Origin of the sequence: Marinobacter sp. NFXS9 (genome assembly GCF_040148665.1) — a bacterium.
Classification (GTDB): Bacteria; Pseudomonadota; Gammaproteobacteria; order Pseudomonadales; family Oleiphilaceae; genus Marinobacter_A; species Marinobacter_A mangrovi.
Map to the genome: position 1 here is coordinate 207,496 of NZ_JAGDDW010000007.1, position 23,700 is coordinate 231,195.

Genomic DNA, 23,700 nt, shown 5'->3' on the forward strand with positions numbered 1-23,700 from the left:
AGACTACCTGCCTCATGCGTTGCTGTTGTGTTGTGCGGCGTTGCATTTCCGCTGGATTCAGGGGCTTCCCTGAAACAACCGTTTTGGATCCAGAAACGTCGCCATTATGACGACAAACGGTCGTAATCCCTAATCAGTCCCGAGTCACCTCCTTTCTCGCCCGGCCCATCTCCGTGGACTATGTCACCCGGAGTTATTGGATCCAAAAAATTGGTTTTTGTTTGACATTGCCCTCTAAAACTTATTTATTGGATCCATAACCTGAAGTACCCACACAACGACAACACTGAACTGAGGGTTTGATATGTATCCCAAGAACACTTGGTACGTCGCCTGTACCCCTGATGAAATCGATGGTCAGCCCTTGGGCCGTCGTGTCTGTAATGAATCCATTGTGTTCTTCCGTGGCGAGAACGACCGGGTCGCCGCCGTAGAAGACTTCTGTCCTCACCGCGGAGCACCGCTGTCGTTGGGTTTTGTCCGCGATGGCCAATTGGTCTGCGGCTACCATGGCCTGGAAATGGGCTGCGATGGCAAATGCTCCAGCATGCCGGGACAGCGGGTGCGCGGCTTTCCCGCCATCCGCACCTACCCGGTGGTGGAGCGTCACGGCTTCATCTGGGTGTGGCCGGGCGAGGCCGACAAGGCGGATCCGGCGGACATTCCCCACCTACACTGGGCCGAGAGCGACGACTGGGCCTACGGCGGCGGTCTTTACCATATCCAGTGCGACTACCGGCTGATGATCGACAACCTGATGGACCTGACCCACGAAACCTACGTGCACGCCTCCAGCATTGGCCAGAAGGAAATCGATGAAGCGGCTCCGGAGACCAAGGTCAACGGGCAGGAAGTCACCACCAGCCGGCACATGTACGACATTCCGGCGCCGCCGTTCTGGCAGAACGCGCTGCGCGGCAACGACCTGGATCCGGATGTGCCGGTGGATCGCTGGCAGATCTGCCGGTTCACGCCACCCAGCCACGTCATGATCGAAGTCGGCGTGGCCCACGCCGGCAAAGGCGGTTACGACGCAGCGCCGGAAGACAAGGCCGCCAGCATCGTGGTGGATTTCATCACTCCGGAAACCGACACCTCCATCTGGTACTTCTGGGGTATGGCCCGCAACTTCAAACCGGATGACGAGGCGCTCACCGACAGCATCCGTGAAGGCCAGGGCAAGATCTTTTCCGAAGACCTGGAGGTGCTCGAGCGCCAACAACTCAACCTGCTCCGATATCCGGAGCGCAAGCTGCTCAAGCTCAACATCGACGCCGGTGGCGTCCAGGCCCGCAAGATCATTGATCGGCTGATTGATCAGGAGCGTGCTGCGGAGAGCTCCACGGAAACCGCCCGGGCCGTCTGAGACGGACGACCGTTTTACCGACGCGCGGTCGTCCGGACCGCCAGGGGGAAATCATGATTGATGTTGTTGTTATTTCCGTCCGTCAGGAGGCGACTGATATCCGCAGCTTTGAGCTGGCTCGGGCGGATGGCGCCGAGCTGCCGCCGTTCGAAGCCGGCGCCCATATCGATGTGCATTTGCCGGATGGGCTGATCCGCCAGTATTCGCTGTGCAATCCCGGCGCGGTCTCGGGCTACTACCAGATCGGTGTTCTGCTCGAACCCGGATCGCTGGGCGGCTCCCGAGCCATGCACGCACTGCAGGTGGGCGACCAGCTGCAAATCAGTGAGCCCCGCAACCTGTTTGCATTGGCGCCCGAGGGGCGTCGAAGCCTGCTGTTTGCCGGCGGCATCGGCATTACGCCGATCCTTGCCATGGCTGAGGAGTTGGCGCAATCCGGCCGGGCGTTCGAATGTCATTACAGCGTTCGGTCACCGGACCGGACCGCATTCCGGGAGCGGTTACGGCAACCGGCGCTGGACGGCCGGGTGCATGTGTACAGGGACGAAGGCGGCGATGCCCGACTGGATGCTGAGAGCGTCCTGGCGTCGCCGGCCTCGGATACCCACCTTTATGTTTGCGGGCCGCCGGGCTACATCGACTATGTCCTCGGTATGGCCAGAACACTGGGTTGGCCTGACGCCAACCTGCACCGGGAATACTTCAGTGCCGGCGAGGATCCGGCCCACAAGGCGGACGATGGCCGCTTTGACGTGAAGATCGCCAGCACCGGACAGGTCATCGCCATACCGGCCGACCAGACCGTCGCCGAAGCCCTGGAGCGTGAGGGCATCGATATTCCCCTGTCCTGCGAACAGGGTATCTGCGGTACCTGCCTGACCCGGGTTCTGGACGGCGTACCCGATCACCGGGACCTGTTCCTCAGCGAAGCCGAGCAGGCGGCCAACGATCAGTTTACCCCTTGCTGCTCAAGGTCGTTGAGCAAACAGCTGGTCATCGATCTGTAGACCAGGCGCCAACTGCAGGAAAAGAGTGAATGCCCCCCGCCCGGAAGGCGAGGGGCAAACCGATGGGATCGGCTTATTCGACCTGTACTTCAATGGAGCGGGGTTGAGCCGGCTCCACTTTCTTCAGGGTCAGGGACAGCACACCATCCTTGAAGTTGGCGTTGATCTCGTTTTCCGAGACGTTGTCCGGCAGGGTGAAGCGGCGCATGAACGAGCCGTAGACCCGCTCGACCCGGTGGGTCTTGCCTTCGCCGGACTCTTCCTTCTTCTGGCGCTCACCCTGCAGGGTCAACACGCCGTCGTGCACGGTGACTTTCACGTCTTCTTTCTTGATGCCCGGCAGTTCCGCGTGGATTTCGAAGGCCTCGGGCGTTTCGTGGATGTCCACGGCCGGGGCCCAGTCGCTGCGGCGGAACAGGTCGCGGTTTTCGCGATCGCCCTGGGTGCTCGGGAGTCCGAAATGACGGTTGTAGCGATCCAGCAAATCCTCGAATTCGCTGATGGGGTTCCAACGTGTGAGATTGCTCATGAGAGTTTCCTCCAAACGAACCTGAGATCATGTTTGAGCGCCCCCTGATTCGATCAGGAGGCAACGACTTCAGACCCGTTCAAGGAAGATCCCGACACAGTGGCGCCAACTGGCTGGGCTTTCCTGAACTGGCTATTTCCGTATCTAAGAGCGCTTCGACGGATTTCAAGGGCTCATTTTTTGATCTGGATCAGCAAAATCGCCAGGTCTACTGACCGGCCTCCGCCCGGTATTCGTCCTTGAGCTTCACGTAGTTGGCCGCCGTGTACTTGAAGAATCCGCGTTCCTTGTCGCTCAGCGGGCGGGCCTGTTTGCACGGACTGCCCACATACAGGTAACCGGATTCCAGCGTCTTGCCCGGCGGCACCAGGCAACCGGCGGCGACGATCACCTCGTCTTCGACCACAGCGCCATCCATGACGATCGACCCCATGCCGACCAATACCCGACTGCCCACGGTGCAGCCATGGAGCAAAGCCTTATGGCCGATGGTGACGTCGTCGCCGATGGTCAGCGGGTAACCGCCCGGGTTGTAGTCGCTGGCGTGGGTGATGTGCAGGACCGAACCGTCCTGGACGCTGCAGCGGGCGCCGATGCGGATCCGGTGCATGTCACCGCGGATGACCGTCAGCGGCCAGACGGAACAGTCATCGCCCAGTTCCACGTCACCGATCACCTGGGCGCTGGGATCGATCCACACCCGTTCGCCGGTTTTTGGGCTAAACCCCTTGTGAGAACGTACTTGAGTCATTACATAAGTCCTATACAGATCCGCGTGCGGGCGGCATTGGCGTATGATGAGTCATACAGTAGAGCACCGGTCCCGTGCCTGTCACGGACCACCACCGCCCGCAACAGCCCGTCATTGATCCGGTATCAGTGACTTTAATTCGGCGAGTAAGGAGCCCCATGAACAATCCGCTGCTGAGTGACGACCTGCTTCCCCGCTTCGACCATGTCCGGGTGGAGCACATGGAACCGGCGATCGACCAGATCCTGAGCGACAATCGCATGCAGATCCAGGAACTGGCTGCCCAGTCCGAACCGACCTGGGAAACCCTGTTCCAGCCGATGCAGGCCCTGGACGATCGCTTGAATAACGCCTGGTCGGTGATCTCCCACCTCAATGGGGTGATGAACAGCGACGAGCTGCGCGATGTCTACAAGCGCTGCCTGGAAAAGTTGACCGAGTACGGCACCGAGCTGAGCCAGAACACCGAGCTGTGCAACGCCTACAAGCGGCTGGCCGAGAGCCCGGCGTTCCAGGAGCTGGACGAAGCCCAGCAGAAGGCGGTCAACAACACCCTGCGGGATTTCCACTTGGGCGGCGTCGACCTGCCTGAGGACCAGAAAAAGCAGTTTGCCGACCTGTCCCGGGAACTGGCCGAACTGACCAACCGCTTCAGCGACAACGTGCTGGACGCCACCCAGAACTGGTTCAAGCACATCACCGATGAAGGCGAGCTGGCCGGCCTGCCCCAGAGCGCGCTGGACGGTGCCCGCCAGGCCGCCGAGCAGCGCGACCTGGATGGCTTCGTCATCACCCTGGATTTCCCCAGCTTCTTCCCGGTCATGACCTATGGCGAAAATCGCGAACTGCGCCGTGAAGTCTACGAGGCCTTCGTCACCCGCGCTTCCGATGTCGGCCCGGACGGTGGCCACTGGGACAATACCCCGGTGATGGCGGAAATCCTCAAGCGGCGGCACCAGCAGTCCCAACTGCTGGGATTTAATAACTACGCCGAACGCTCCCTGGCCACCAAGATGGCGCGCAGTGTCGATGAGGTGATGCACTTCCTGCAGGAACTGGCCGCCAAGTCCCGTCCGGTCGCGGTGCAGGAATTCGACGACCTCAAGGCCTTCGCGAAAGACGAGTTTGGCGTGGACGAGCTGGAAGCCTGGGACATTGGCTACTACAGCGAGAAAATGCGTCAGGCGCGCTATGACATTTCCCCGGAAACCCTGCGCCCCTGGTTCCCGGCAGAGACGGTGGTCAACGGCCTGTTCCGCGTCGCCGAACGCCTGTTCGATCTGACCATCGAACCGGACACCGGGGTTGAGACCTGGCACAAGGACGTCACCGCCTACCGCATCCGCCGCGGTGACGAAACCATCGCCTGGTTCTATCTCGACATGTACGCCCGCAAGGGCAAGCGTGGCGGCGCCTGGATGGCCGACTGCCGGGTCCGCTGGCGCAATCTGCGGGGCAGCCTGCAATTGCCGGTCGCGTTCCTGACCTGCAACTTCACGCCGCCGGTGGGCGACAAGCCGGCACTGCTGACCCACGACGAGGTCACCACCCTGTTCCACGAGTTCGGCCATGGCCTGCACCACATGCTGACCCAGGTCGAGGTGGCGGACGTGTCCGGCATCAACGGCGTGGCCTGGGATGCGGTGGAACTGCCCAGCCAGTTCCTGGAGAACTGGTGCTGGAACCCCGAATCCCTGGGCCTGATCGCCAAGCACCACGAAACCGGCGAGCCCCTACCCCAGGACCTGCTCGACAAGCTGCTGGCGGCGAAGAACTTCCAGTCCGGCATGCAGATGGTGCGGCAGCTGGAATTCTCCCTGTTCGATTTCCGCCTGCACTCCGAGTTCACGCCGGAAACGCCGGTGAACCCGCTCGACATGTACCGTCAGGTACGGTCGGAAATCGCCGTCACCGAGACGCCCGAGTTCAACCGCTTCCCCAACAGCTTCTCGCACATCTTTGCAGGTGGCTACGCGGCCGGTTACTACAGCTACAAATGGGCGGAAGTGCTTGCGGCAGACGCCTTCTCGCTGTTCGAGGAAAACGGCATCTTCGATCCGGAGACCGGCCACGCGTTCCTGCACAACATCCTGGAACGGGGCGGTTCCCGCGAGCCGATGGAACTGTTCAAGGCCTTCCGCGGGCGCGAGCCGGAAGTGGACGCCCTGCTGCGGCAAACCGGCATCACCGACGACGCGGCCTGATCGATTCATGGCGGGGCCACGGCCCCGCCGAACACAACTCCTGGAGAGCCGATGGCGACCCCCAAACGATTCATCGCGGGCGCAGTCTGTCCCCGCTGCGGCGAGATGGACAAGCTCATGATGCAACAGACCGAGGAAGGCCAGTTCCGCGAATGCGTGGCCTGCGGTTTTGAAGACGCCCAGACCCCGGACGGCCAGCCCTTGGGCGAGCTGGAAACCCGCGTGAACAAACGCAGCAACGAGGACGACCACACCGTGAAGCAGGTGGTCTTCTTCAAGGCCGCGGCGGATGAGGATGAGGATGACGAGGTGTAACGGCCTCCCCCCTCTCCGATTCGTCGGACCGCCCCGGCCCCTCTCCCGCAAGGGGCGAGGGGAGCTCATGGATGTAGTTCGAGTTGAAGGCCTCATAAGCCTCTCCCCCCTGGAGGGAGAGAGGTTTGGAGAGAGGGGGACGAGGCGATAGCCTCGCCGCATCTGTGCCATCAGAAGTAAAAAGGCCCAACCAATCGGTTGGGCCTTTTTCGTTCGCCGTTGCGGTACGTATTACAGCACCATCGCCGCAATCCAGCCAAACACCAACAGCGGCAGGTTGTAGTGCAGGAACGTTGGCACCACCGTGTCCCAGATGTGGTTGTGCTGACCGTCCGCGTTCAGGCCGGCGGTGGGCCCGAGGGTCGAGTCCGAAGCGGGCGACCCCGCATCCCCCAGTGCCCCGGCCGTGCCCACCAGCGCCACGATGGCCAGCGGGCTGAAGCCCAGCTGCACCGCCAGCGGCACGTAGATCGCCGCAATGATGGGAATGGTGGAGAACGACGAGCCAATGCCCATGGTGATCAGCAAACCCACCACCAGCATCAGTAGCGCCGCCAGCGCCTGGTTGTCGCCGATGGCACCCACCGAGCTTTCCACCAGCGTCTTGATGTCGCCGGTTTCCCGCATCACTTCCGCGAAGCCGGAGGCGGCAATCATGATGAAGCCGATCATCGCCAGCATCTTCATGCCTTCGGTGAACAGGTCGTCGGCTTCTTTCCACTTCACCACGCCGGACAGGTTGAACAGCACGAAGCCCGCCAACGCCCCGAGGATCATGGAATCCAGCGTCAGTTGCACCACAAACGCCACCAGGATGGCCACCAGCGCCATGATCAGCGTCCACTTGTTGTAGGCGATGTCCACCCGCTCGGTGCGCTCGATCGGCGCCAGGTCGTAGGTGCGGTCCTTGCGGTAGCTGAAGAACACCGCCACCAGCAGACCGATCAGCATCCCCAGCGCCGGCAGGGCCATGGCGTGCATGACGTTGAGACCGTCTACGGCCACGCCATTGGTTTCCACCTTGGCCAGCAGGATTTCGTGCAGGTAGATGCTGCCGAAGCCGATCGGCAGGAACATGTACGGGGTGATCAGGCCGAAGGTCAGCACGCAGGCCACCAGCCGGCGATCCAGCTTCAGCTTGGCCATGACGTACAGCAAGGGCGGCACCACCAGAGGGATAAAGGCAATGTGGATCGGCAGGATGTTCTGGGAGGAGATGGCAATCGCCAGCAGCAGGCCGATCATCACGAACTTGATGGCCCGGCCGCCGCCGCTTCCCGCCGATTCCTGACGACCGACCATGGCCAGCGCCTTGTCCGCCAGGGCATGGGCCAGGCCGGACTTGCCGATGGCGACGGCGAACGCCCCCAAGGTGGCGTAGGACAGCGCCACCGTCGCCCCACCGCCGAGACCGTTGTTGAAGGCGGCAATGGTGGCATCGAGGGACAGTCCGCTGATCAGGCCACCGGCAACGGCACCGACAATCAGGGCAACAACGACGTGGATCCGGCACAGGCTCAGGACGAGCATGATACCGACGGCGGCGACAACAGCATTCATGGCGCTTTTCCTTGGGGGAGGTTCAGAAAAGCGCGCTAATGTGCAGGAAACGACCAGCGGAGTCAAAGCGGATTACCGAAGTCGCCCACGCAATCGGTAAAGGCGTTATTCGACGAAGGTGAAGCGCGGGACGGTTTCTCCGGCGACCTCGACGTTTTCGCGGAACATGCTCAGCGGGCGAACCCAGAGGCTGTGGTCCCCGTAGAGACACCGGTAAACCACCAGTTCCTCTTCGGTTTCACTGTGGCGGGCCACGCCGATGACCTCGTAGTCCTTACCCTTGTAGTGACGGTAGCGGCCGGGTTTGAGGGGATGTGTCATGGTGTCTGCTCAGGCGTGCATGTAACGTTTATTCTACCCGGAAACGGTGCCGGACACCGCTTCCGGGTGAGGGTATCAGGAGTGCAGCTTGTAACGCCCCGGCCCAAGGAAAACCACGCCCAGTGCAATAAACAGGTAGAAACCCTGCAGTTCCAGCGCCCAGCCGCCACTCTGGCTCAGAGTCAGCAACTGCCCCATGTGCACCAGTGCGAAGGCGACAATCATGTTCACGACGATGATCATCGCGCCGATGCGGGTGTGGTAGCCCAGGATGACCATCAGCGGCGCCAGGATTTCACCGATATAGACACCGTAGGCCAAGACCGTCGGCAGCCCATGGCTGGCCAGCTGCGACTCCACGAAACCCACCCCGTGAAACAGTTTGGCAATCCCGTGAAACAGGATAAGGCCACCCAGGGTAAGGCGCACGATCAGTTTGCCCAGATCCGCATTTTCCAACATCAATCGGTCCTTTCGTGAGTTAAAGCAGCAGCTTAGCGCGTTGGCCCGCCACGTCAATGTGTCGTTGGTCGGGCTTCCGGAATCCGGACGACCTGATCGTGCAGCCGCGCCAGACGATTCAGCAGCCGGTTCTGTGCGGAAACCGGCACCTGGTTCTGTTCCATGGCGAGAATCAGGTCTTCCACCAACGCGTTGAAATCCGTCTCATCGATCCCGAGTCCGGCGTGGGCTTCGGTCATGCTGCGGCCGTTGTAGGCACATGGGCCGTTGGCGAGGTGGCAGATCTGGTCGGTCAGGTTGCGGTGCAAGCTGGCGATATCGACGCCTTTGAAGGTTTCCGCAATCCGGTCGTCCTCCACCACGATATACAGCATGTCCTTCACGAACCGGGCGATCCCGTGGCGTTCGCCCAGGTCGTTGTATAGCGTGTCCTGGCTTGCGGGCGGTGCGCTTTGGCAGCCGGCCAGCACGGTCAGCAACCCAACGATGAAAAACGTCTTGCGAGCGGACAAACGGCGTAACATCAGAAACTCCCCTGCAGCGACAGGTAGGCACCCTGCTGGTCATCCAGCCCGGCGATGCTGCCCAGGTTGACCCAGGCGGCGGTGACGGCCAGGTGCCGCTCGGGCACCCAGGCGACGAACAGGTCGTACCCGTCCTCTTCCTGGGCAAAGCCCAGGTTGTCCGGCTTCTGCCGATATTCGGTGCCGACCAGCCATTGCCGGTTGATGAAGACACCGGCGCTGCCCTCCAGCACCGCGTCGTAGCTGTCTTTTTTGTCGCCGCCAAACCCCAGCAGTCCGCCCTGGTTGGCTTTGGTGCCGCGAACCACGCCATTCAGCAGCACGTTGCGGCCGAACAGGGCCCCCAGGAACACCTTGGTGCCGGCCAGATAAACGTCCGTGCCGCTGTCGTCACGGGCGCCCACCGCATCGGGCACGGTGAAAGTCCGGTTGTGCTTGTACTGGACGCCCAACGACCACTGGCCGTAGGGCGAATAGAGGACATCGCCGGTCAGGCGCAGCTTGGCGCCCAGAATGTCCTGCTGCAGATCGTCCTGATTGAGGGCGGCGCCCAGGGTATCCAGATCCAGGGTCTGGCGGGCGGCGCTGATCTCAATACGGTTGTGCCAGTTCAGGGCGCCGGCCACCACGTCCACGGTGTAGTCGTCGAGGGGCGCATGGGACAGGGCCACGGAGCCGCCCCACTCCCGGTCGCTGGCGTAGCCGGTGAGCACCGCCATGGGCACCAGGCCACCGCCGGCCGTGCCCTCGATGGTGGTCACGCCCCCGGTGGCCCAGAGCCGACTGCCGGGGGCGGCCAGGACTGGTGGCGCCGTCATCAGGGGGACGAGTAGCCAGGGCAGGAATCGGATCAGAGGCACGTCAGGCTCCTTGCGCTATTGATCGATCGTGGAGGTGTCGGCGGCGAGCGCGCGGGCCTGTTCGGCGCGATCCCGATGCCATTCCACCAGTTGAGACGGCCGCATCGGCCGACCCAGCAGGTAACCCTGGCCCAGATCGCAGCCCCAGGCCTGCAACAGCCGCCAGCTGAGTTCGTTCTCGATGCCTTCGGCCACGACGCTCAAACCCAGGCTGTGGGCCATGTCGATGGTGGAGCGGACGATCAGCTGGTCCTGTTGGGTGGAATCCAGGCTGAGAACGAACGACTTGTCGATTTTCAGCTCGTGAACTGGCAGCTGACGCATCTGGGCCAGCGAACTGTAGCCGGTACCGAAGTCGTCCACCGACAGCTTGGCGCCCAGGTCCCGCAGCCGGTTGAGGGTGCGCAGGGCCGTCTGGGTATCCGCCATGGCCACACTCTCGGTGATCTCGAAGGTCAGCCTGTTCAGGGGCAGCGCGCCGTCGGCAAACACGGTGGAGATCAGATTGGGCAGGCTGTGGTTGAGCAGATCCAGCGCCGACAGGTTGATGGCCACGCCCAGGTCCGACAGCCCGGCGTCCGCCCAGTCGTGGCTGTCCCACGCCACGCGTCGGAGGATGTAGTCGGTCAGTTCATGGATCTGACCGGACCGTTCCGCCAGGCCAATGAACTCGTCGGGACTGATCGGCCCCAACGCCGGATGGGCCCAGCGCACCAGCGCTTCCACCTGCACCGGATGAGCCGTGTCGAAGCGTACCTTGGGCTGGTACAGCATCTCCAGCTGGTTGTCCGCCAGGGCTCTTTGCAGATCACGGATGATCTGCAGCTCGCGTAAATGATGCTCGTCGCCGCCTTCAAGGTAGAACGCGGTGCGGGTGTCGTCGTGGCGGGCCCGCTCCAGCGTCAGGCTGACCCGGCGGCGGATGTCGTCGAGAGTGTGGGCATCCTGCGGCAACTGCAGAATGGCCGCCGACAGGTCCACCGTGACCGGCGTGTCCCGGATCACCACCGGCTCTTCGGCCGCGGCCCGCATCCGGCCCAGCGCGGCATGGAAGCGCTTTTCATCCAGCCCGGGGATGACGGTCATGAATTCGTTGCCGCCGGCCCGCGCCAGCATGCAGTGGGCATCGAGCGCGCCGCGCATGCGCAGGGCAGCGGCGATGATGATCTGGTCGCCCAGGTCGTAGCCCAGGGTTTCACTCAGCTCCTTGAGGCCGTTGATGCTGAGGCTCACCAGGAAGCCGGGTTCCTTCCGCGCCAGTAGCGGCCGCAACACGTGTTGCATGGCCTTGCGATTGGGCAGACCGGTCAGGCTGTCGTGGTTGGCATCGTGCCGGATCCGGTGTTCCCGGCGACGGATCCGGTGGGCCATGTCGCCCAGCGCGTTCTGCAGTTGGCCCAGCTCGTCCCGCCCGGACAATCCAGGGGATGGCGTGGCGGGATCGCTGCCCAGGTCGCTGGCGAAGCGCGCCAGCAGCAATACCGGCCGGCCCAGGGCGCGGGCCAGGGCAAACGCCAGCAGCCCGGCGATGGCGAGACAGGCGAGCACGATCAGCCCCAGCTCCAGTGCCAACTTGTAATAGTGGGCCAGCGCGGTCTGACGATCGAGCAGCAACAACGCGTTGACCGGCGCTTCCTGGCCATTGCGGGACAACGACGCCACGCGGGTGAAATAGCGATGATCGCCGGTCATCTTGCTGCGGGACGCCAGGACCCCCTGCCCAACGACATCGTCGATGGCGTCGTCCGACAGACTGCGGCCGTAATAGGCAGTCTCGGGTGCCACGGCGGTAAACACCACGTCCACGCCGGTCAGGTCGCTGATCATCCGGGCGAAAGCGTCGTCCAGGTTGAACCCCATCACCAGCCAGGCCCGCAATCCGGGCGCCTGCACCGGCACCAGCAAAGCCTGGAATGCCTGCCCCTGCCAGGTCAGCAGGCCGGTGGCTGCGCCCTGGCGTTCAGCCCGCTCGAGCAGATCGTTGAAGGGCAGCTGGGTGCCATTGGGCAATCCCTGAAGGTTGGCCAGCAGGCGGCCGTTGCGGTCGGCCAGCATGGCCATGTCCGCCTTGAAGCGCTGGCTCTGGTTTTCCAGGGCGCTGGTTATGGTGGGTTCGTCCTTCGAGGCGACGGCCGAGCGGAAGCCGAAGTCGTCCACCAGCACGCTCAGCGTGTCGATCAGCAGCTGAGTGCGGCGGGCCAGCAGTTCCCGCATGACATCGCTGGCCACGTCGAGACGTTCCCGGGCGCGGTATTCTTCATCCTGGAAGGTGGACAGCATGAAGATGGCCGCGATGGTCACACTGGTCACCAGGGCCAGTGCGAGCATGGCGATCAGCAGGCGACCGCGGAAACCGGGGAGTCTCGGGCGCAGGGTCACAGGTTATCGAACCGCCGTTGCAGATCAGCGAAGGGGTCGGCCTCGACCTTTTTCGGGGTCAGGTCGAGGGAAATCACACGGGGCTCTTCTCCGGAAGCGGGAATCGTCAGCGTCACCGGCTGGCTGTTGTCGCGCAGGCGTTCGTGCCAGACCTTGACCGTGACCGGTGCTGCGGTGGGAGGCTCTATCCGGGCGACGCCATCGGGCCCGGTCGTGACCGTCTGTGCGGCATCGGTGACGTAGATAAACGCCTGCATGTTGTCGTGGATGTTGCAGCCCAGTTCCACCACGCCGGCGGTATCGAACGTGACCGGTGCCTCGGGCCGCTTGGCGTACAGCTCAATGTTGAACGTCTTGGCCGGGGAGAAGGAATAGACGTGATGCTGGGTGTTGTCGTGATTGGGAAACTCCACCATCGACCCGGCCGGGATAACCAGCAGGTGCGGTTCGAACGTGCGGTTTTCCTGCGCCATGACAGCCGGGCTGGCCAGAGGGGAAGCCGGTCCGCTGGCCGGCAGGCTGACCACGGCATGAGGTACCGGATCGCCATTGGCGGCATCGCGAATGTTCAGGGTCAGGGCCTGGCTGTGGCTGCACAGCGCAAAAAGCAGTGCCAGCGTGGCCAGAATTGGGCGTCGCAGTCGCATCATGGTTCGTCATTATAGATGATCGCGCAGAGCCTCTTGCCTGTGGCGATCTACCCCGGTTTCTTTCCATTCTTGACAGAGGTACGTATTTGTTTGGGACACAGTTCAACTCAGACCGAGCCCCGGATTCAAGGTGAAGGCAATCTGGTTGCGCGTCAGCAGTTTCTCCCAGTAATCGCGCATCCAGTCCCAGGCGGCATCCTGGGCCTGTTCCACAAAGGGGGTCAGGTTCAGGCGGTAATAGTTGGGCGTTCCGGCGATCTGCACCACGGTGATGGCGATGGACTGGTCGAGCTCGTTGGCGAACGGCTCGCCGATCAGGTAGTGGGTGACGAGGTTGGCCTGGATGGCTTCCAGGTCCACCAGGCGGCTGGCACGTATGGAGTAGTTGTTTTCGTACATCTCCTCCATCAGCCGGTGACACAGATAGGCCTTGATCAGCAGGCCGTCCAGGCCATCGTACTGCGCCAGCAGGATGGATGGCCGGGTGAAATAACGGATGGCGGCATCGACGAACGGTTCGAACAGGGCTTCGTTGCCGGAGTCCCGGGCACAGGTGGTGACGCACTCGATCAGCCGCGGGGCCATCTCGATGTATTCAATCGCAAACTGGAACAGACAGGTGGCCGGATTCGGTCCCTCGACGGTAATGCTGTCCGGCAGACTGGCGGCACGTTCCGCCATCTGCCCCAGGAAGGTCCCGGAGCGGGCCTCCTGTCGACGTGCCTGGTCGATGATGTGAAGTACTGCGTTGGGTGTCATCACAGGGACTGCTCGTGTAGCTCCAGGATCGGGTCGCAAGACGCCTCCCCACTGCGTGGCAGGCGGGTCCTGATGGCGTCGCCTGCGGTTGTCTGTCAAAAACCAATATCAGTGTAGTTGAGAATCAGACGTATCGCGGCATTGTTAATTTTTTGGACATGATCCAGGTTGTGTCGCTATGGGACGCATATCCGGTGGCTCAGTTCCCCGCGAACCAGCGATCCTCTCGCGTGTGGCGTAGGAAAAGCCACCCCATACTGGCGGCGCGGGCCAGCATCAGGCTGGTGATGGCCAGCCACAGACCGTGGTTGCCCCAACCCTGGCTGAGCCACCACACCGGCAGATAGACGACCACCACCGAGAACACCATGGTGTTCTGCATGTCCCGGGTGCGGGTCGCGCCGATGAAGATGCCGTCCAGCAGGTAGCTCCAGACGGCGGCAAACGGCAACAGCCAGATCCACGGCAGGAACTCGCGAGCTGTGCCGGCCACTTCGGGAAGGCTGGTCAGCAGGCTGATGATCCAGCCGCCGGCCACCAGGAACAGCAGCGTGAACAGTCCGGCGCCCCACACCGACCAACGCAGTGCGGTGCGGCAGACGGCGCGGAAGTGCTCCCGGTCGCGTTGGCCGACGGACTCACCCACCAGGGCCTCGGCGCCGTTGGCGAAGCCGTCCAGCCCGTTGGAAATCAGCATCAGGAAGGTGAGCAATACGGCATTGGCGGCCAGAATGGTGTCGCCCTGTTGCGCCCCCTGGGCGGTGAAGAACGCCAGCGACAACAGCAGCAGGATGGTGCGGACCATGATATAGCGGTTCACCTTCAGGATGGCCAGGTAGTCGGCCATCTGGCCCAGCAGACGGCGGTCGAACACCAGGTCCGTCGGGCGCCGGGTCCACACCAGCCAGAAGCCCAGGCCCGCCGCGGCGTATTCCGCGATCGCGGTGGCGGCGGCCACACCGCGGCTGTTCCAGCCGAACACCGTGACGAACAGCAGGTCGAGCCCGATGTTGAGCGTGTTGGCCAGGATCAGCATCAGCATGGGGCCGCGCGGGTACTGGGTGCCGATCAGCCAGCCCACCAGCGTGTACTGGCACAGTACCGCCGGCGCACTCCAGATGCGGATTTCGGTATACCCACGGGCGAGTTCCGTCACGTTCTCGCTGGCCCCCATCAGTTGCAGACCGAGGCTCACCAGCGGCGCGCGCAGCAGGATCAGCAGCAAACCGATGCCGATGGCCAGCAGCAGCGAACGCACCAGCAGTGCGCTCTGGGCAAAGTCGTCGCGCCGGCCGAAGGCCTGGGCGGCCAGGCCGGTGGTGCCCATGCGCATGAAGCCGAAAGTCCAGTACAGGATGCTGAACAGGTTGCCGCCCACGGCGACGGCACCCAGGTAGTCCGGCTGGTCCAGGTGGCCGAGCACGGCGGTGTCCACCAGACCCAGCAGGGGAACGGTGATGTTGGTCAGCATCAGGGGCCAGGCCAGATGCCAGAGACGGCGGTCGAGCGGGTTCAGGGTCACGGGCGATTCAACTTTTCGGAGGCTACTTATTCAAAAATGCACTAAATACGGCGTTTTAAGATGTCTAAATTTTAAACAGCTTTTTGAGGGATTCCGGAACCTCTGTCTATACTCCAATCGGGTCTGTCGATTTTGGCAACCCAGGAATCCGTGAAAAGACTTCCTTCCCGGGACAGATGCGCTGGTGCGGAGTCGCACCGGGATAAGGGACGGGAAGCACGCGCTTCCCGATGGAAGTGTCACGCAGAAAAAGCTGATCGACCCGAGTTGGCAAGGATCTGCCTCACTGTTCTCAGGGCTGGGTCTTACCGTCGCCACAGGGTCGTATCCACGACAAGAATAAGGGGCTTCGTGCGAAGCGCCAGAACTCTGTGGAGACACGGTATGCGCATGACGGCATTACGAGTCGGCACTCTGTTGGCCGGGCTCCCGGTTTGCCAGTCGGTTTTCGCCGACTGGACCGTCAATATGACCCCCGGTGTCACCAGTGTCAGTCGTGACATCTACGGTCTCCACATGACCATTTTCTGGGTCTGCGTGGTGATCGGCATCGTGGTGTTCGGCGTCATGTTCTGGTCGATCTTCGCGCACCGCCGATCCAAGGGCTACAAGCCGGCCAACTTCCACGAGCATACCTGGGTCGAGATTCTCTGGACCATTATTCCCTTCCTGATCCTGGTGGTCATGGCCATCCCGGCCACCGCCACCCTGCTGCGCATGTACGACACGAAAGAGGCGGACATCGACGTCAAGATCACCGGCTACCAGTGGAAATGGCACTACGACTTCCTCAACGAGAAGTTCGGCTACTTCTCCAATCTCGCCACGCCCCAGGAAGAAATCCACAACCTGGCCAACAAGAACGAACATTACCTGCTGCAAGTGGATGAACCACTGGTGCTGCCGGTGGGCAAGAAGATCCGCTTCCTGGTCACCGCCAACGACGTGATCCATTCCTGGTGGGTCCCGGCACTGGGCGTGAAGAAAGATGCGATTCCCGGCTACATCAATGAAACCTGGGCAAAAATCGACAAGCCCGGAATCTATCGCGGTCAGTGTACCGAGCTGTGCGGCAAGAATCATGGCTTCATGCCGATCGTGATCAAGGCGGTGCCGGAAGCCGAATACCAGAGCTGGGTCCAGGACAAGGTGGCCCAGGCCGAGAAGCTGCGGGAACTGACCAGCAAGGACTGGACGAAAGAGGAGCTGATGGCCCGCGGCGAGAAAGCCTACAACACCACCTGCGCCGCCTGTCACCAGCCGGATGGCTCGGGCGCACCGCCCACCTTCCCGGCGCTCAAGGGCAGCCCGATTGCAACCGGCCCCCTAGCGGACCACCTGAACATCGTCGTCCACGGCAAGAAGGGCACCGCCATGCAGGCCTTCGGTGAGCAGCTCAGTGAAGTCGACCTGGCAGCGATCATCACCTACGAGCGTAACGCCTGGGGCAACAACACCGGGGATATGGTCACGCCCAAACAGCTTCTCGATTACAAGCAGTCGGAGTAACCGAACACGCGGCGTCCGGCGGCGGAGCGCGGCCGGGCACCACACGATCACAGTGAGGCCAGCGCCGGCTGACGGCGCCAACGGGGGTTCACCATGAGTGCGGTCATCGACACCCACGACACCGAACACGCCCACCACGGGCCCGCCAAGGGCATCCGCCGGTGGCTGTTCGCCACCAACCACAAGGACATCGGGACCATGTACCTGGTGTTCAGCTTCACCATGTTCCTGCTGGGTGGGTCGATGGCGATGGTCATCCGCTCAGAGCTGTTCCAGCCCGGGCTGCAGATTGTCGAACCCGAGTTCTTCAACCAGATGACCACCATGCACGGCCTGATCATGGTGTTCGGCGCCGTCATGCCCGCCTTCGTGGGGCTGGCCAACTGGATGATCCCGCTGATGATCGGCGCGCCGGACATGGCCCTGCCGCGGATGAACAACTGGAGCTTCTGGATCCTGCCGGCGGCGTTCGCCCTGCTGGTGTCCACCCTGTTCATGGACGGCGGCGCCCCCAACTTCGGCTGGACCTTCTACGCGCCACTGTCGACTACCTACGGGCCACCAAGCACCACCTTCTTTATCTTCGCCATCCACATGATGGGGATCTCGTCGATCATGGGCGGCATCAACGTGATCGCCACCATCCTCAACCTGCGGGCGCCGGGCATGACGCTGATGAAAATGCCCCTGTTCGTGTGGACCTGGCTGATCACCGCCTTCCTGCTGATTGCCGTGATGCCGGTGCTGGCGGGCGTGGTCACCATGATGCTGATGGACATCCACTTCGGCACCAGCTTCTTCAACGCCGGTGGTGGCGGGGATCCGGTGCTGTTCCAGCACGTGTTCTGGTTCTTCGGCCATCCCGAGGTGTACATCATGATCCTGCCGGCGTTCGGCGCCGTGTCCGAGATCATTCCCGCGTTCTCCCGCAAACCGCTGTTCGGTTACGCCTCCATGGTGTACGCGGTGGGCGCCATCGCCCTGCTCTCCTTTGTGGTCTGGGCGCACCATATGTTCACCGTGGGCATGCCGGTGGCCGGGCAACTGTTCTTCATGTACTGCACCATGCTGATCGCCGTGCCTACCGGGGTGAAGGTGTTCAACTGGGTGGCCACCATGTTCCGCGGCTCGCTCACCTTCGAGGCACCGATGCTGTTCGCGGTGGCGTTTATCATCCTGTTCACCATCGGCGGCTTCTCCGGGCTGATGCTGGCCATCGCCCCGGCGGACTTCCAGTACCACGACACCTACTTCGTGGTGGCTCACTTCCATTACGTGCTGGTGCCGGGCGCCATCTTCGGCATCTTCGCCTCGGCCTATTTCTGGCTGCCCAAGTGGACCGGCCACATGTACGACGAGACGCTGGCCAAGACCCATTTCTGGATGTCGTTCATCGGCATGAACATGGCCTTCTTCCCCATGCACTTCCTGGGGCTGGCGGGCATGCCGCGGCGGATTCCCGATTACGCCCTGCAGTTCGCCGACTTCAACATGATTTCCAGCATCGGCGCCTTCCTGTTCGGGGCGACCCAGTTGCTGTTCCTGTACATCGTGGTCAAGTGCGTGCGCGGCGGCGAGAAGGCGCCGGCCAAACCCTGGGATGGCGCCCGGGGCCTGGAGTGGACGGTACCGTCACCGGCGCCGTTCCATACCTTTGCCACCCCGCCGGAAGTGAAGTGAGCCGGCGAGAGTCTGGATTTCTGAAGCGCGGCATTGCCGTCGGAGGCTGCCATGGCAACTGAACACAGCTATTACGTCCCGGAGCAGAGCAAGTGGCCGATCATCGCCACCATTGGCCTGCTGACCACCCTGGCGGGCACCGGCTCGATCATGGTCAATGCGGACCAGGGCGAGTCCACGACTGCCTCCTGGGTGGTGTTCTTCATCGGCGCGATGATCATGGCCTATATGCTGTTCGGCTGGTTCGGCAACGTCATCCAGGAAAGCCGGGCGGGGCTGTACAGCGCCAAGATGGACCGCTCCTACCGTTGGGGCATGAGTTGGTTCATCTTCTCCGAGGTGATGTTCTTTGCCGCCTTCTTCGGCACCCTGTTCTACGCCCGCCACTTTGCCGTGCCCTGGCTGGGGGGGGAAGGCGACCGGGGCTCCAGCCATATGCTCTGGGAAGGTTTCGAGGCCACCTGGCCGCTGCTGAGCACGCCGGACACAGAGACCTACACCCAGACCAAAGGCATCATCAATCCCTGGCACTTGCCGCTGATCAACACCGTGTTGCTGCTGAGCTCTTCGTTCACCGTCACCATCGCGCACCACGCGCTGAAGAGCGACAACCGCACCCGGGCCAAGATCTGGCTGGCGCTGACCATCATCCTCGGGCTGTGCTTCATCACCTTCCAGGCGGAAGAGTACATCCATGCCTACACCGAGCTGGACCTGACCCTGAACTCCGGCATCTACGGCAGCACCTTCTTCATATTGACCGGGTTCCACGGGGCCCACGTCACGCTGGGGGCGCTGATGCTGACGATCATGCTGATTCGAATCACCAAGGGGCATTTCTCGCCGGAGAAACATTTCGGGTTCGAGGCGGCCAGCTGGTACTGGCACTTCGTGGATGTGGTCTGGCTGGGCCTGTTTATCTTCGTCTACATCCTTTGATGGGGGCGCGGATCAGGGTGTGGGATTCATCGACAGGTCGCCGTGCCACAGGGCCAGGCCGATGATCAGCAGCAACAGGCCACTGAGGGTGACGCGCAGGATGAGGGAATTGAGCACCCGTCGGCTCCTGCTCTCGTCGCGCAACAGGAAGAACAGGCCGCTGAACAGCGACGCAATCACCGCGAACAGGAGAACGACGATCAGGATCTTGAGCATGCCAACAGCTCCCATGGGCCGATTGGATGATGGAGTCACTATAGCAAAGCATGACTGACCGGGTGCAAAGACGCTGGCAGCCCGATTGGCGTCTGTGGTTGTTGGCCCTGTTATTACTGCCGGTGCTGGTGGGTCTGGGCATCTGGCAACTGAACCGGGCCGGCGAGAAAGAGGCCCTGCTGGCCCGCTGGGCCCAGCAACTGGAGAGCGGCAGCTGGACGGAAGCCGTACGTGCGGGCCTGACCGACGGCCAGCCGGTGGAACTGAGAGGGCAGTACGTCGCGGCGCACCAGTGGTTGCTGGACAACCGCACCCGCGATGGTCGCCCGGGCTACGAGGTGCTGACCCTGTTCGAACCGGCCGCCGGCCCCCCGGTGCTGGTCAACCGGGGCTGGGTGCAGGCGCCGAGGCGCCGGGATGACTTGCCGGGCCTGGTCACGCCGCAGGGCACGGTCACGATCCGGGCCCGGGTAGCGGACTATCCTACACCGCCGGTGCTGGAAGAGACGCAGCCCGAGACCGGGTGGCCCCGGCGGGTGCAGGCGCTGCATCCGGACGAGGTGAAACAGCAGGCGCCCGGAGCCGTAGACCAGCTGCTGCGGCTGGAAGACCCGGCCCAGCCGGGCGCCTACCGGGCGGATTTCGCACCGGATCTGATGGGGCCGCAGACTCATTACGGCTATGCGGCGCAGTGGTTCACCATGGCCGCGGTGCTGCTGGTGCTGACGGTGGTGGCGAGTTACCGAAAACAACAAGGACAGAATCAGGATGACGCTGGCAATGACTGACCCCAGGCAAACCCAAACCGGCCCCACGCCCGAGCAGGTCCGGCGTGGCCGGCGCACGGCCCTGTTGCTGTTTGCCATCGGCTTCGGCCCGCTCGTGCTGGCGACCATCATGTACTACACCGGCTGGATGAATCCCACGGGCCAGTCCAACAACGGCGTCCTGATCGATCCTTCGGTTCCGGTGGCCGACCTGGGCCTGGTGAACGCCAACGGTCAGCCCTTCGCCGATCGATTCGGACCGAAGCACCCGGACGCCAGATGGCTGATGCTGGTGGCCAACGAAGGGCCCTGCAGCGAGGCCTGCCAGCAGCAGATCTACCTGGCGCGCCAGGTCAACGTGGCCCTGGGCAAGAACCAGGACCGGATGAGCCGGGCCGCCTACCTGCCCGAGCCGCCGGCGGACCTGAGCGGCTATCCGGACATGCCCCTGCTGCGAGCCGGCGAGACGGAAGCGATCCGCTGGCCAGGTGGCGTGGACCTGGAACAGGCCCCCCAGATTTACGTCATCGACCCGTTCGGCAACGTGATGATGCGTTACGGACCGGCGATGGACGGCAAGGCGATTCTTGAGGATCTCAAGCACCTGATGAAGATATCCCAAATCGGCTGACGTGGTCCGGCGCGGAAGCATCCCGCCACGTGGAAAGAACGCCAGCCACAGGTCGGAGGAGTGTGCCATGAACGCAACGCCTGACCGCATTGCCCAGCACCGTCGGTTGATGGGACGCCTGGCGCTGGCTGCGACCGTGCTGACACTGCTGGTGGTGATGCTGGGGGCCTGGACCCGCCTGACCCATTCCGGTCTGGGCTGCCCGGACTGGCCCGGCTGCTACGGCTTTTTAAGCGTGCCGCAATCCGCCGAACACATCGCCATCGCCGAAGCCCGCTTCCCGGAAGCGCCGTTCGACGCCAGCAAGGGCTGGCCGGAAATGATCCATCGCTACGCCGCCGGCACCCTCAGTCTGCTGGTGTTCAGTATCGCGTTCCTGGCGATTCGCTACCGCCGGGAAGGCCTGCCGCTGCGCCACCCGCTGCTGATTGCCGGCTTCATCCTGCTGCAGGCCGCGTTCGGCATGTGGACGGTGACCCTCAAACTCTGGCCCCAGATCGTGGCCCTGCATCTGCTGGGTGGTTTCACCACGTTAAGCCTGCTGACCCTCCTGACCCTGCGCCTGCGCGGCCGTCACGTGAATCCCTTGCCGTCCCTGGCGCACCGGCTCGGACATTTCCGGCCCGCCTTGCGGGTGGCCCTGTTCCTGGTGATTGCCCAGATCGCCCTGGGTGCCTGGACGGCCTCCAATTACGCCGCGGTGGCCTGCACCGACCTGCCCACCTGCCAGGGTCAGTGGTGGCCGCAGATGGACTTCCGCCACGGCTTCGATGTGACCCAGGCGGTGGGGCCCAACTACCTGGGTGGCCAGCTGACTGCTGAAGGCCGGGTAGCCATCCACGTGACCCACCGGATTGGCGCTATGCTGGTGTTGGCGGTGCTCGGCAGCCTGCTGCTGAGGCTGTGGCGACCGGCCCGTGAGGCTGGCATGGGCCGATGGGTATTACTGAGCGGCGGGGTGTTGCTGGCCCAGATTGCGCTGGGGATCGCCAATGTCTGGCTGCACATCCCGATTGCCGTGGCCATGGCCCACAACGCACTGGGCGCAGGGCTGCTGCTGACGGTCATCAACCTGCTGTGGCGACTGCAGCCTTTCCCGGTCGCGCGGTCGATGCCGAAACTGCGACTGATCAACCATGAGGTGCCTGCATGAGCGAGCCGTCCGACACCGTTGCGCTCGATCTCCAACGCGCCAGCTGGCGCGACTTCCTGGAGCTGACCAAGCCCCGGGTGGTGGCGCTGATGATGCTGACCACGGTGATCGGTATGTTACTGGCCCGCCCGGAATTGCCCGGCCTCACGGTGCTGGTGCTGGGCAACCTCGGCATTGCGGCGTTGGCGGGTGCCGCGGCGGTGGTGAACCATGTGGTGGACCACAAGGTGGATACCCTGATGGCGCGCACCCGCAAACGCCCGGTGGCCACGGGACGGGTGTCCATGCCCGAGGCGTTGGTGTTCGCGATGGCGTTGGCACTGGCCGGTATGTGGGTGCTCATGCAATGGGTCAACCCACTGACCGCCTGGCTGACGCTGGCCTCGCTGGTGGGCTACGCCGGCGTCTACACGCTGTTCCTAAAGCGGGCGACGCCACAGAACATCGTGATCGGCGGGCTCGCTGGCGCCATGCCGCCCCTGCTGGGCTGGACGGCAGTGACTGGCCGGGTGGACGGCCACGCCCTGTTGCTGGTTTTGATCATCTTCGCCTGGACGCCGCCGCATTTCTGGGCCCTGGCCATCCACCGCAAGGCGGAGTACGCCAAGGCCGGCATTCCCATGCTGCCGGTCACCCACGGCAATCGCTACACCGAACTGCACATCCTGCTCTACACGCTGGTCCTGTTTGCCGTCAGCCTGCTGCCATTCGTCACCGGCATGACCGGGCTCATCTATCTGGTGGGAGCCGCGGCCCTGGGCTTGCGATTCCTGCACTATGCTATTCGACTCTGGCAGGGCGATGATCGACAGGTGGCGCTGGCCACCTTCAAGTATTCCATAACCTATCTCATGGCCCTGTTTGTCGTGCTGCTGGTCGACCATTTCGTGCGATTCTGAACGGGAGCCGTATGGCGCAACGCAAAAACACGTTTGGTATTCGCCTGACGGTGGCGGTTCTCATCGTCGTGGTGGTGGCTATCCTGGGTATGGTGATCATCCGCCAGGCGGTCTTTGTGCCCCAGGCGGCCCAGGCCGGCCCGCCGCCGGATCTCAGTGCCATGCACACGTTCGTCTACGACGAGGCGCGGCCCGTTGCGGATTTCCAGCTGGTGAACGAGCAGGGCGACACCGTCACCAACGCCGTGCTCAAGGGCCACTGGACCTTCGCCTACGTCGGCTACACATCCTGCCCGGACGTGTGTCCCACCACGCTGGCGATGCTCAGGCAGGCCAACCAGGAACTGGCCGGCAACGGGCCGACGCCGCAAACCCTGCTGATCAGCGCCGACCCGGAGCGGGATACCCCGTCCCGGCTGGACACCTACCTGAAGGCGTTTGGCGACGACTTCCACGGGGTGACCGGCGATATCGACACCCTGCGGGCGCTGGCGCGCAGCCTCAACGCAGACTTTTCGCGACGCACCGACGACAACGGCCAGACGGTGGTCGACCACAGCGCCCATCTGGCGTTGATCAATCCACAGGGTGAGATGACCGCGGTGCTGCAGCCGCCGTTCAAACCGGAGCAGGTGGTGTCGGCCTTCCGACAGATCGTCCAGTGGTACGGCGCCGGCGACGCCTGATCCGCACCTTC

At 63.1% G+C, this 23,700-nt stretch carries 24 protein-coding genes; 12 read left to right on the top strand and 12 right to left on the bottom strand.

Annotated elements, in window-relative coordinates; genetic code table 11:
• Positions 1-304 precede the first annotated feature (304 nt).
• The gene (locus tag J3364_RS13030; RefSeq protein ID WP_349558756.1) at positions 305-1,366 is read left to right on the top strand and encodes an aromatic ring-hydroxylating dioxygenase subunit alpha; all 1,062 of its coding nucleotides are present in this window, start codon (positions 305-307) and stop codon (positions 1,364-1,366) included.
• Positions 1,367-1,419: 53 nt separating this feature from the next.
• Positions 1,420-2,373: a PDR/VanB family oxidoreductase gene (locus J3364_RS13035; protein ID WP_349558757.1), complete on the top strand. Its 954-nt coding sequence runs from the start codon at positions 1,420-1,422 to the stop codon at positions 2,371-2,373.
• A gap of 73 nt (positions 2,374-2,446) precedes the next feature.
• On the opposite strand, the gene J3364_RS13040 is transcribed toward J3364_RS13035, so the two are convergent.
• Positions 2,447-2,902 carry an Hsp20/alpha crystallin family protein gene (locus tag J3364_RS13040; RefSeq protein ID WP_123633904.1) on the bottom strand — a complete coding sequence of 152 codons (456 nt, stop codon included), beginning with the start codon at positions 2,900-2,902 and terminating at the stop codon, positions 2,447-2,449.
• A gap of 208 nt (positions 2,903-3,110) precedes the next feature.
• Positions 3,111-3,653, bottom strand: a complete 543-nt coding sequence (locus J3364_RS13045) for a gamma carbonic anhydrase family protein (RefSeq protein ID WP_349558759.1) — start codon at positions 3,651-3,653, stop codon at positions 3,111-3,113.
• Positions 3,654-3,811: 158 nt separating this feature from the next.
• On the opposite strand from J3364_RS13045, the gene prlC reads away from it, so the two are divergent.
• Both prlC and J3364_RS13055 read left to right on the top strand, forming a co-directional pair.
• Positions 3,812-5,857 (top strand): oligopeptidase A, encoded by a 2,046-nt coding sequence (gene prlC, locus J3364_RS13050; protein ID WP_349558760.1) that lies wholly within the window; start codon positions 3,812-3,814, stop codon positions 5,855-5,857.
• A 51-nt stretch (positions 5,858-5,908) separates the two neighbouring features.
• Complete coding sequence (locus J3364_RS13055; RefSeq protein ID WP_349558761.1) at positions 5,909-6,172, top strand: YheV family putative zinc ribbon protein; 264 nt, start codon at positions 5,909-5,911, stop codon at positions 6,170-6,172.
• Positions 6,173-6,403: 231 nt separating this feature from the next.
• Here the strand turns inward: J3364_RS13055 and J3364_RS13060 are convergent, their stop codons facing one another.
• From J3364_RS13060 to J3364_RS13100, 9 genes are all read right to left on the bottom strand, one after another.
• A complete protein-coding gene (locus J3364_RS13060) occupies positions 6,404-7,732 on the bottom strand; it encodes a Na+/H+ antiporter family protein (RefSeq protein ID WP_349558762.1) in 1,329 nt (442 codons plus the stop codon).
• 105 nt (positions 7,733-7,837) lie between these two features.
• A complete protein-coding gene (locus J3364_RS13065) occupies positions 7,838-8,053 on the bottom strand; it encodes a DUF1653 domain-containing protein (RefSeq protein ID WP_349558763.1) in 216 nt (71 codons plus the stop codon).
• Positions 8,054-8,128: 75 nt separating this feature from the next.
• Entirely contained in the window at positions 8,129-8,515 is a 387-nt protein-coding gene (locus J3364_RS13070; RefSeq protein ID WP_123636523.1) for a DoxX family protein, read from the bottom strand.
• Between the two features lie 53 nt (positions 8,516-8,568).
• The gene (locus J3364_RS13075) at positions 8,569-9,039 is read right to left on the bottom strand and encodes a group I truncated hemoglobin (protein ID WP_349558764.1); all 471 of its coding nucleotides are present in this window, start codon (positions 9,037-9,039) and stop codon (positions 8,569-8,571) included.
• Positions 9,039-9,899, bottom strand: coding sequence for a DUF3034 family protein (locus tag J3364_RS13080; protein WP_502882514.1), 861 nt, complete (start codon positions 9,897-9,899; stop codon positions 9,039-9,041). Before J3364_RS13080 ends, J3364_RS13075 begins: the two co-directional genes overlap by 1 nt.
• Before the next feature lie 15 nt (positions 9,900-9,914).
• Positions 9,915-12,278 (bottom strand): putative bifunctional diguanylate cyclase/phosphodiesterase, encoded by a 2,364-nt coding sequence (locus J3364_RS13085; protein ID WP_349558765.1) that lies wholly within the window; start codon positions 12,276-12,278, stop codon positions 9,915-9,917.
• Positions 12,275-12,928, bottom strand: a complete 654-nt coding sequence (locus J3364_RS13090) for a methylamine utilization protein (RefSeq protein ID WP_349558766.1) — start codon at positions 12,926-12,928, stop codon at positions 12,275-12,277. The genes J3364_RS13085 and J3364_RS13090 overlap by 4 nt, the downstream gene beginning before the upstream one ends.
• A gap of 102 nt (positions 12,929-13,030) precedes the next feature.
• Positions 13,031-13,687 (bottom strand): hypothetical protein, encoded by a 657-nt coding sequence (locus tag J3364_RS13095; RefSeq protein WP_349558767.1) that lies wholly within the window; start codon positions 13,685-13,687, stop codon positions 13,031-13,033.
• 199 nt (positions 13,688-13,886) lie between these two features.
• Positions 13,887-15,158, bottom strand: a complete 1,272-nt coding sequence (locus J3364_RS13100) for an MATE family efflux transporter (protein WP_349558808.1) — start codon at positions 15,156-15,158, stop codon at positions 13,887-13,889.
• A 441-nt stretch (positions 15,159-15,599) separates the two neighbouring features.
• Between J3364_RS13100 and coxB the strand changes: the two genes are divergently transcribed.
• From coxB to J3364_RS13115, 3 genes are all read left to right on the top strand, one after another.
• Complete coding sequence (gene coxB, locus J3364_RS13105; protein ID WP_349558809.1) at positions 15,600-16,718, top strand: cytochrome c oxidase subunit II; 1,119 nt, start codon at positions 15,600-15,602, stop codon at positions 16,716-16,718.
• Between the two features lie 93 nt (positions 16,719-16,811).
• Positions 16,812-18,398: a cytochrome c oxidase subunit I gene (ctaD, locus tag J3364_RS13110; protein ID WP_123636526.1), complete on the top strand. Its 1,587-nt coding sequence runs from the start codon at positions 16,812-16,814 to the stop codon at positions 18,396-18,398.
• A 51-nt stretch (positions 18,399-18,449) separates the two neighbouring features.
• Positions 18,450-19,337 (top strand): cytochrome c oxidase subunit 3, encoded by an 888-nt coding sequence (locus J3364_RS13115; protein WP_349558768.1) that lies wholly within the window; start codon positions 18,450-18,452, stop codon positions 19,335-19,337.
• Positions 19,338-19,349: 12 nt separating this feature from the next.
• Here the strand turns inward: J3364_RS13115 and J3364_RS13120 are convergent, their stop codons facing one another.
• Positions 19,350-19,553 (bottom strand): twin transmembrane helix small protein, encoded by a 204-nt coding sequence (locus J3364_RS13120; RefSeq protein WP_349558769.1) that lies wholly within the window; start codon positions 19,551-19,553, stop codon positions 19,350-19,352.
• A 50-nt stretch (positions 19,554-19,603) separates the two neighbouring features.
• Between J3364_RS13120 and J3364_RS13125 the strand changes: the two genes are divergently transcribed.
• From J3364_RS13125 to J3364_RS13145, 5 genes are all read left to right on the top strand, one after another.
• Positions 19,604-20,341 (top strand): SURF1 family protein, encoded by a 738-nt coding sequence (locus tag J3364_RS13125; RefSeq protein ID WP_349558770.1) that lies wholly within the window; start codon positions 19,604-19,606, stop codon positions 20,339-20,341.
• Complete coding sequence (locus J3364_RS13130; protein ID WP_349558771.1) at positions 20,334-20,951, top strand: redox-active disulfide-containing membrane protein; 618 nt, start codon at positions 20,334-20,336, stop codon at positions 20,949-20,951. The genes J3364_RS13125 and J3364_RS13130 overlap by 8 nt, the downstream gene beginning before the upstream one ends.
• Positions 20,952-21,018: 67 nt before the next feature.
• On the top strand, positions 21,019-22,104 hold the full coding sequence (locus tag J3364_RS13135) for a COX15/CtaA family protein (RefSeq protein ID WP_349558772.1): 1,086 nt from the start codon (positions 21,019-21,021) through the stop codon (positions 22,102-22,104).
• The gene (gene cyoE / locus J3364_RS13140) at positions 22,101-23,003 is read left to right on the top strand and encodes a heme o synthase (RefSeq protein ID WP_349558773.1); all 903 of its coding nucleotides are present in this window, start codon (positions 22,101-22,103) and stop codon (positions 23,001-23,003) included. The genes J3364_RS13135 and cyoE overlap by 4 nt, the downstream gene beginning before the upstream one ends.
• An 11-nt stretch (positions 23,004-23,014) precedes the next feature.
• Positions 23,015-23,689: an SCO family protein gene (locus J3364_RS13145; protein WP_349558774.1), complete on the top strand. Its 675-nt coding sequence runs from the start codon at positions 23,015-23,017 to the stop codon at positions 23,687-23,689.
• The last annotated feature ends 11 nt before the right edge of the window (positions 23,690-23,700 follow it).

What these genes read in the sequence shown, in the direction of transcription:
- cyoE (WP_349558773.1), top strand. Translation starts at nt 22,101, where the DNA reads ATGAGCGAGCCGTCCGACACCGTTGCGCTCGATCTCCAACGCGCCAGC.
- J3364_RS13130 (WP_349558771.1), top strand. Translation starts at nt 20,334, where the DNA reads ATGACTGACCCCAGGCAAACCCAAACCGGCCCCACGCCCGAGCAGGTC.
- prlC (WP_349558760.1), top strand. Translation starts at nt 3,812, where the DNA reads ATGAACAATCCGCTGCTGAGTGACGACCTGCTTCCCCGCTTCGACCAT.
- J3364_RS13100 (WP_349558808.1), bottom strand. Translation starts at nt 15,158, where the DNA reads ATGCTGACCAACATCACCGTTCCCCTGCTGGGTCTGGTGGACACCGCC.
- J3364_RS13030 (WP_349558756.1), top strand. Translation starts at nt 305, where the DNA reads ATGTATCCCAAGAACACTTGGTACGTCGCCTGTACCCCTGATGAAATC.
- J3364_RS13120 (WP_349558769.1), bottom strand. Translation starts at nt 19,553, where the DNA reads ATGCTCAAGATCCTGATCGTCGTTCTCCTGTTCGCGGTGATTGCGTCG.
- J3364_RS13040 (WP_123633904.1), bottom strand. Translation starts at nt 2,902, where the DNA reads ATGAGCAATCTCACACGTTGGAACCCCATCAGCGAATTCGAGGATTTG.
- J3364_RS13090 (WP_349558766.1), bottom strand. Translation starts at nt 12,928, where the DNA reads ATGATGCGACTGCGACGCCCAATTCTGGCCACGCTGGCACTGCTTTTT.
- J3364_RS13125 (WP_349558770.1), top strand. Translation starts at nt 19,604, where the DNA reads ATGACTGACCGGGTGCAAAGACGCTGGCAGCCCGATTGGCGTCTGTGG.
- J3364_RS13070 (WP_123636523.1), bottom strand. Translation starts at nt 8,515, where the DNA reads ATGTTGGAAAATGCGGATCTGGGCAAACTGATCGTGCGCCTTACCCTG.
- J3364_RS13135 (WP_349558772.1), top strand. Translation starts at nt 21,019, where the DNA reads ATGAACGCAACGCCTGACCGCATTGCCCAGCACCGTCGGTTGATGGGA.
- J3364_RS13115 (WP_349558768.1), top strand. Translation starts at nt 18,450, where the DNA reads ATGGCAACTGAACACAGCTATTACGTCCCGGAGCAGAGCAAGTGGCCG.
- J3364_RS13060 (WP_349558762.1), bottom strand. Translation starts at nt 7,732, where the DNA reads ATGAATGCTGTTGTCGCCGCCGTCGGTATCATGCTCGTCCTGAGCCTG.
- coxB (WP_349558809.1), top strand. Translation starts at nt 15,600, where the DNA reads ATGACGGCATTACGAGTCGGCACTCTGTTGGCCGGGCTCCCGGTTTGC.
- J3364_RS13045 (WP_349558759.1), bottom strand. Translation starts at nt 3,653, where the DNA reads ATGACTCAAGTACGTTCTCACAAGGGGTTTAGCCCAAAAACCGGCGAA.
- J3364_RS13145 (WP_349558774.1), top strand. Translation starts at nt 23,015, where the DNA reads ATGGCGCAACGCAAAAACACGTTTGGTATTCGCCTGACGGTGGCGGTT.
- J3364_RS13065 (WP_349558763.1), bottom strand. Translation starts at nt 8,053, where the DNA reads ATGACACATCCCCTCAAACCCGGCCGCTACCGTCACTACAAGGGTAAG.
- J3364_RS13055 (WP_349558761.1), top strand. Translation starts at nt 5,909, where the DNA reads ATGGCGACCCCCAAACGATTCATCGCGGGCGCAGTCTGTCCCCGCTGC.
- J3364_RS13035 (WP_349558757.1), top strand. Translation starts at nt 1,420, where the DNA reads ATGATTGATGTTGTTGTTATTTCCGTCCGTCAGGAGGCGACTGATATC.
- ctaD (WP_123636526.1), top strand. Translation starts at nt 16,812, where the DNA reads ATGAGTGCGGTCATCGACACCCACGACACCGAACACGCCCACCACGGG.
- J3364_RS13095 (WP_349558767.1), bottom strand. Translation starts at nt 13,687, where the DNA reads ATGACACCCAACGCAGTACTTCACATCATCGACCAGGCACGTCGACAG.
- J3364_RS13075 (WP_349558764.1), bottom strand. Translation starts at nt 9,039, where the DNA reads ATGTTACGCCGTTTGTCCGCTCGCAAGACGTTTTTCATCGTTGGGTTG.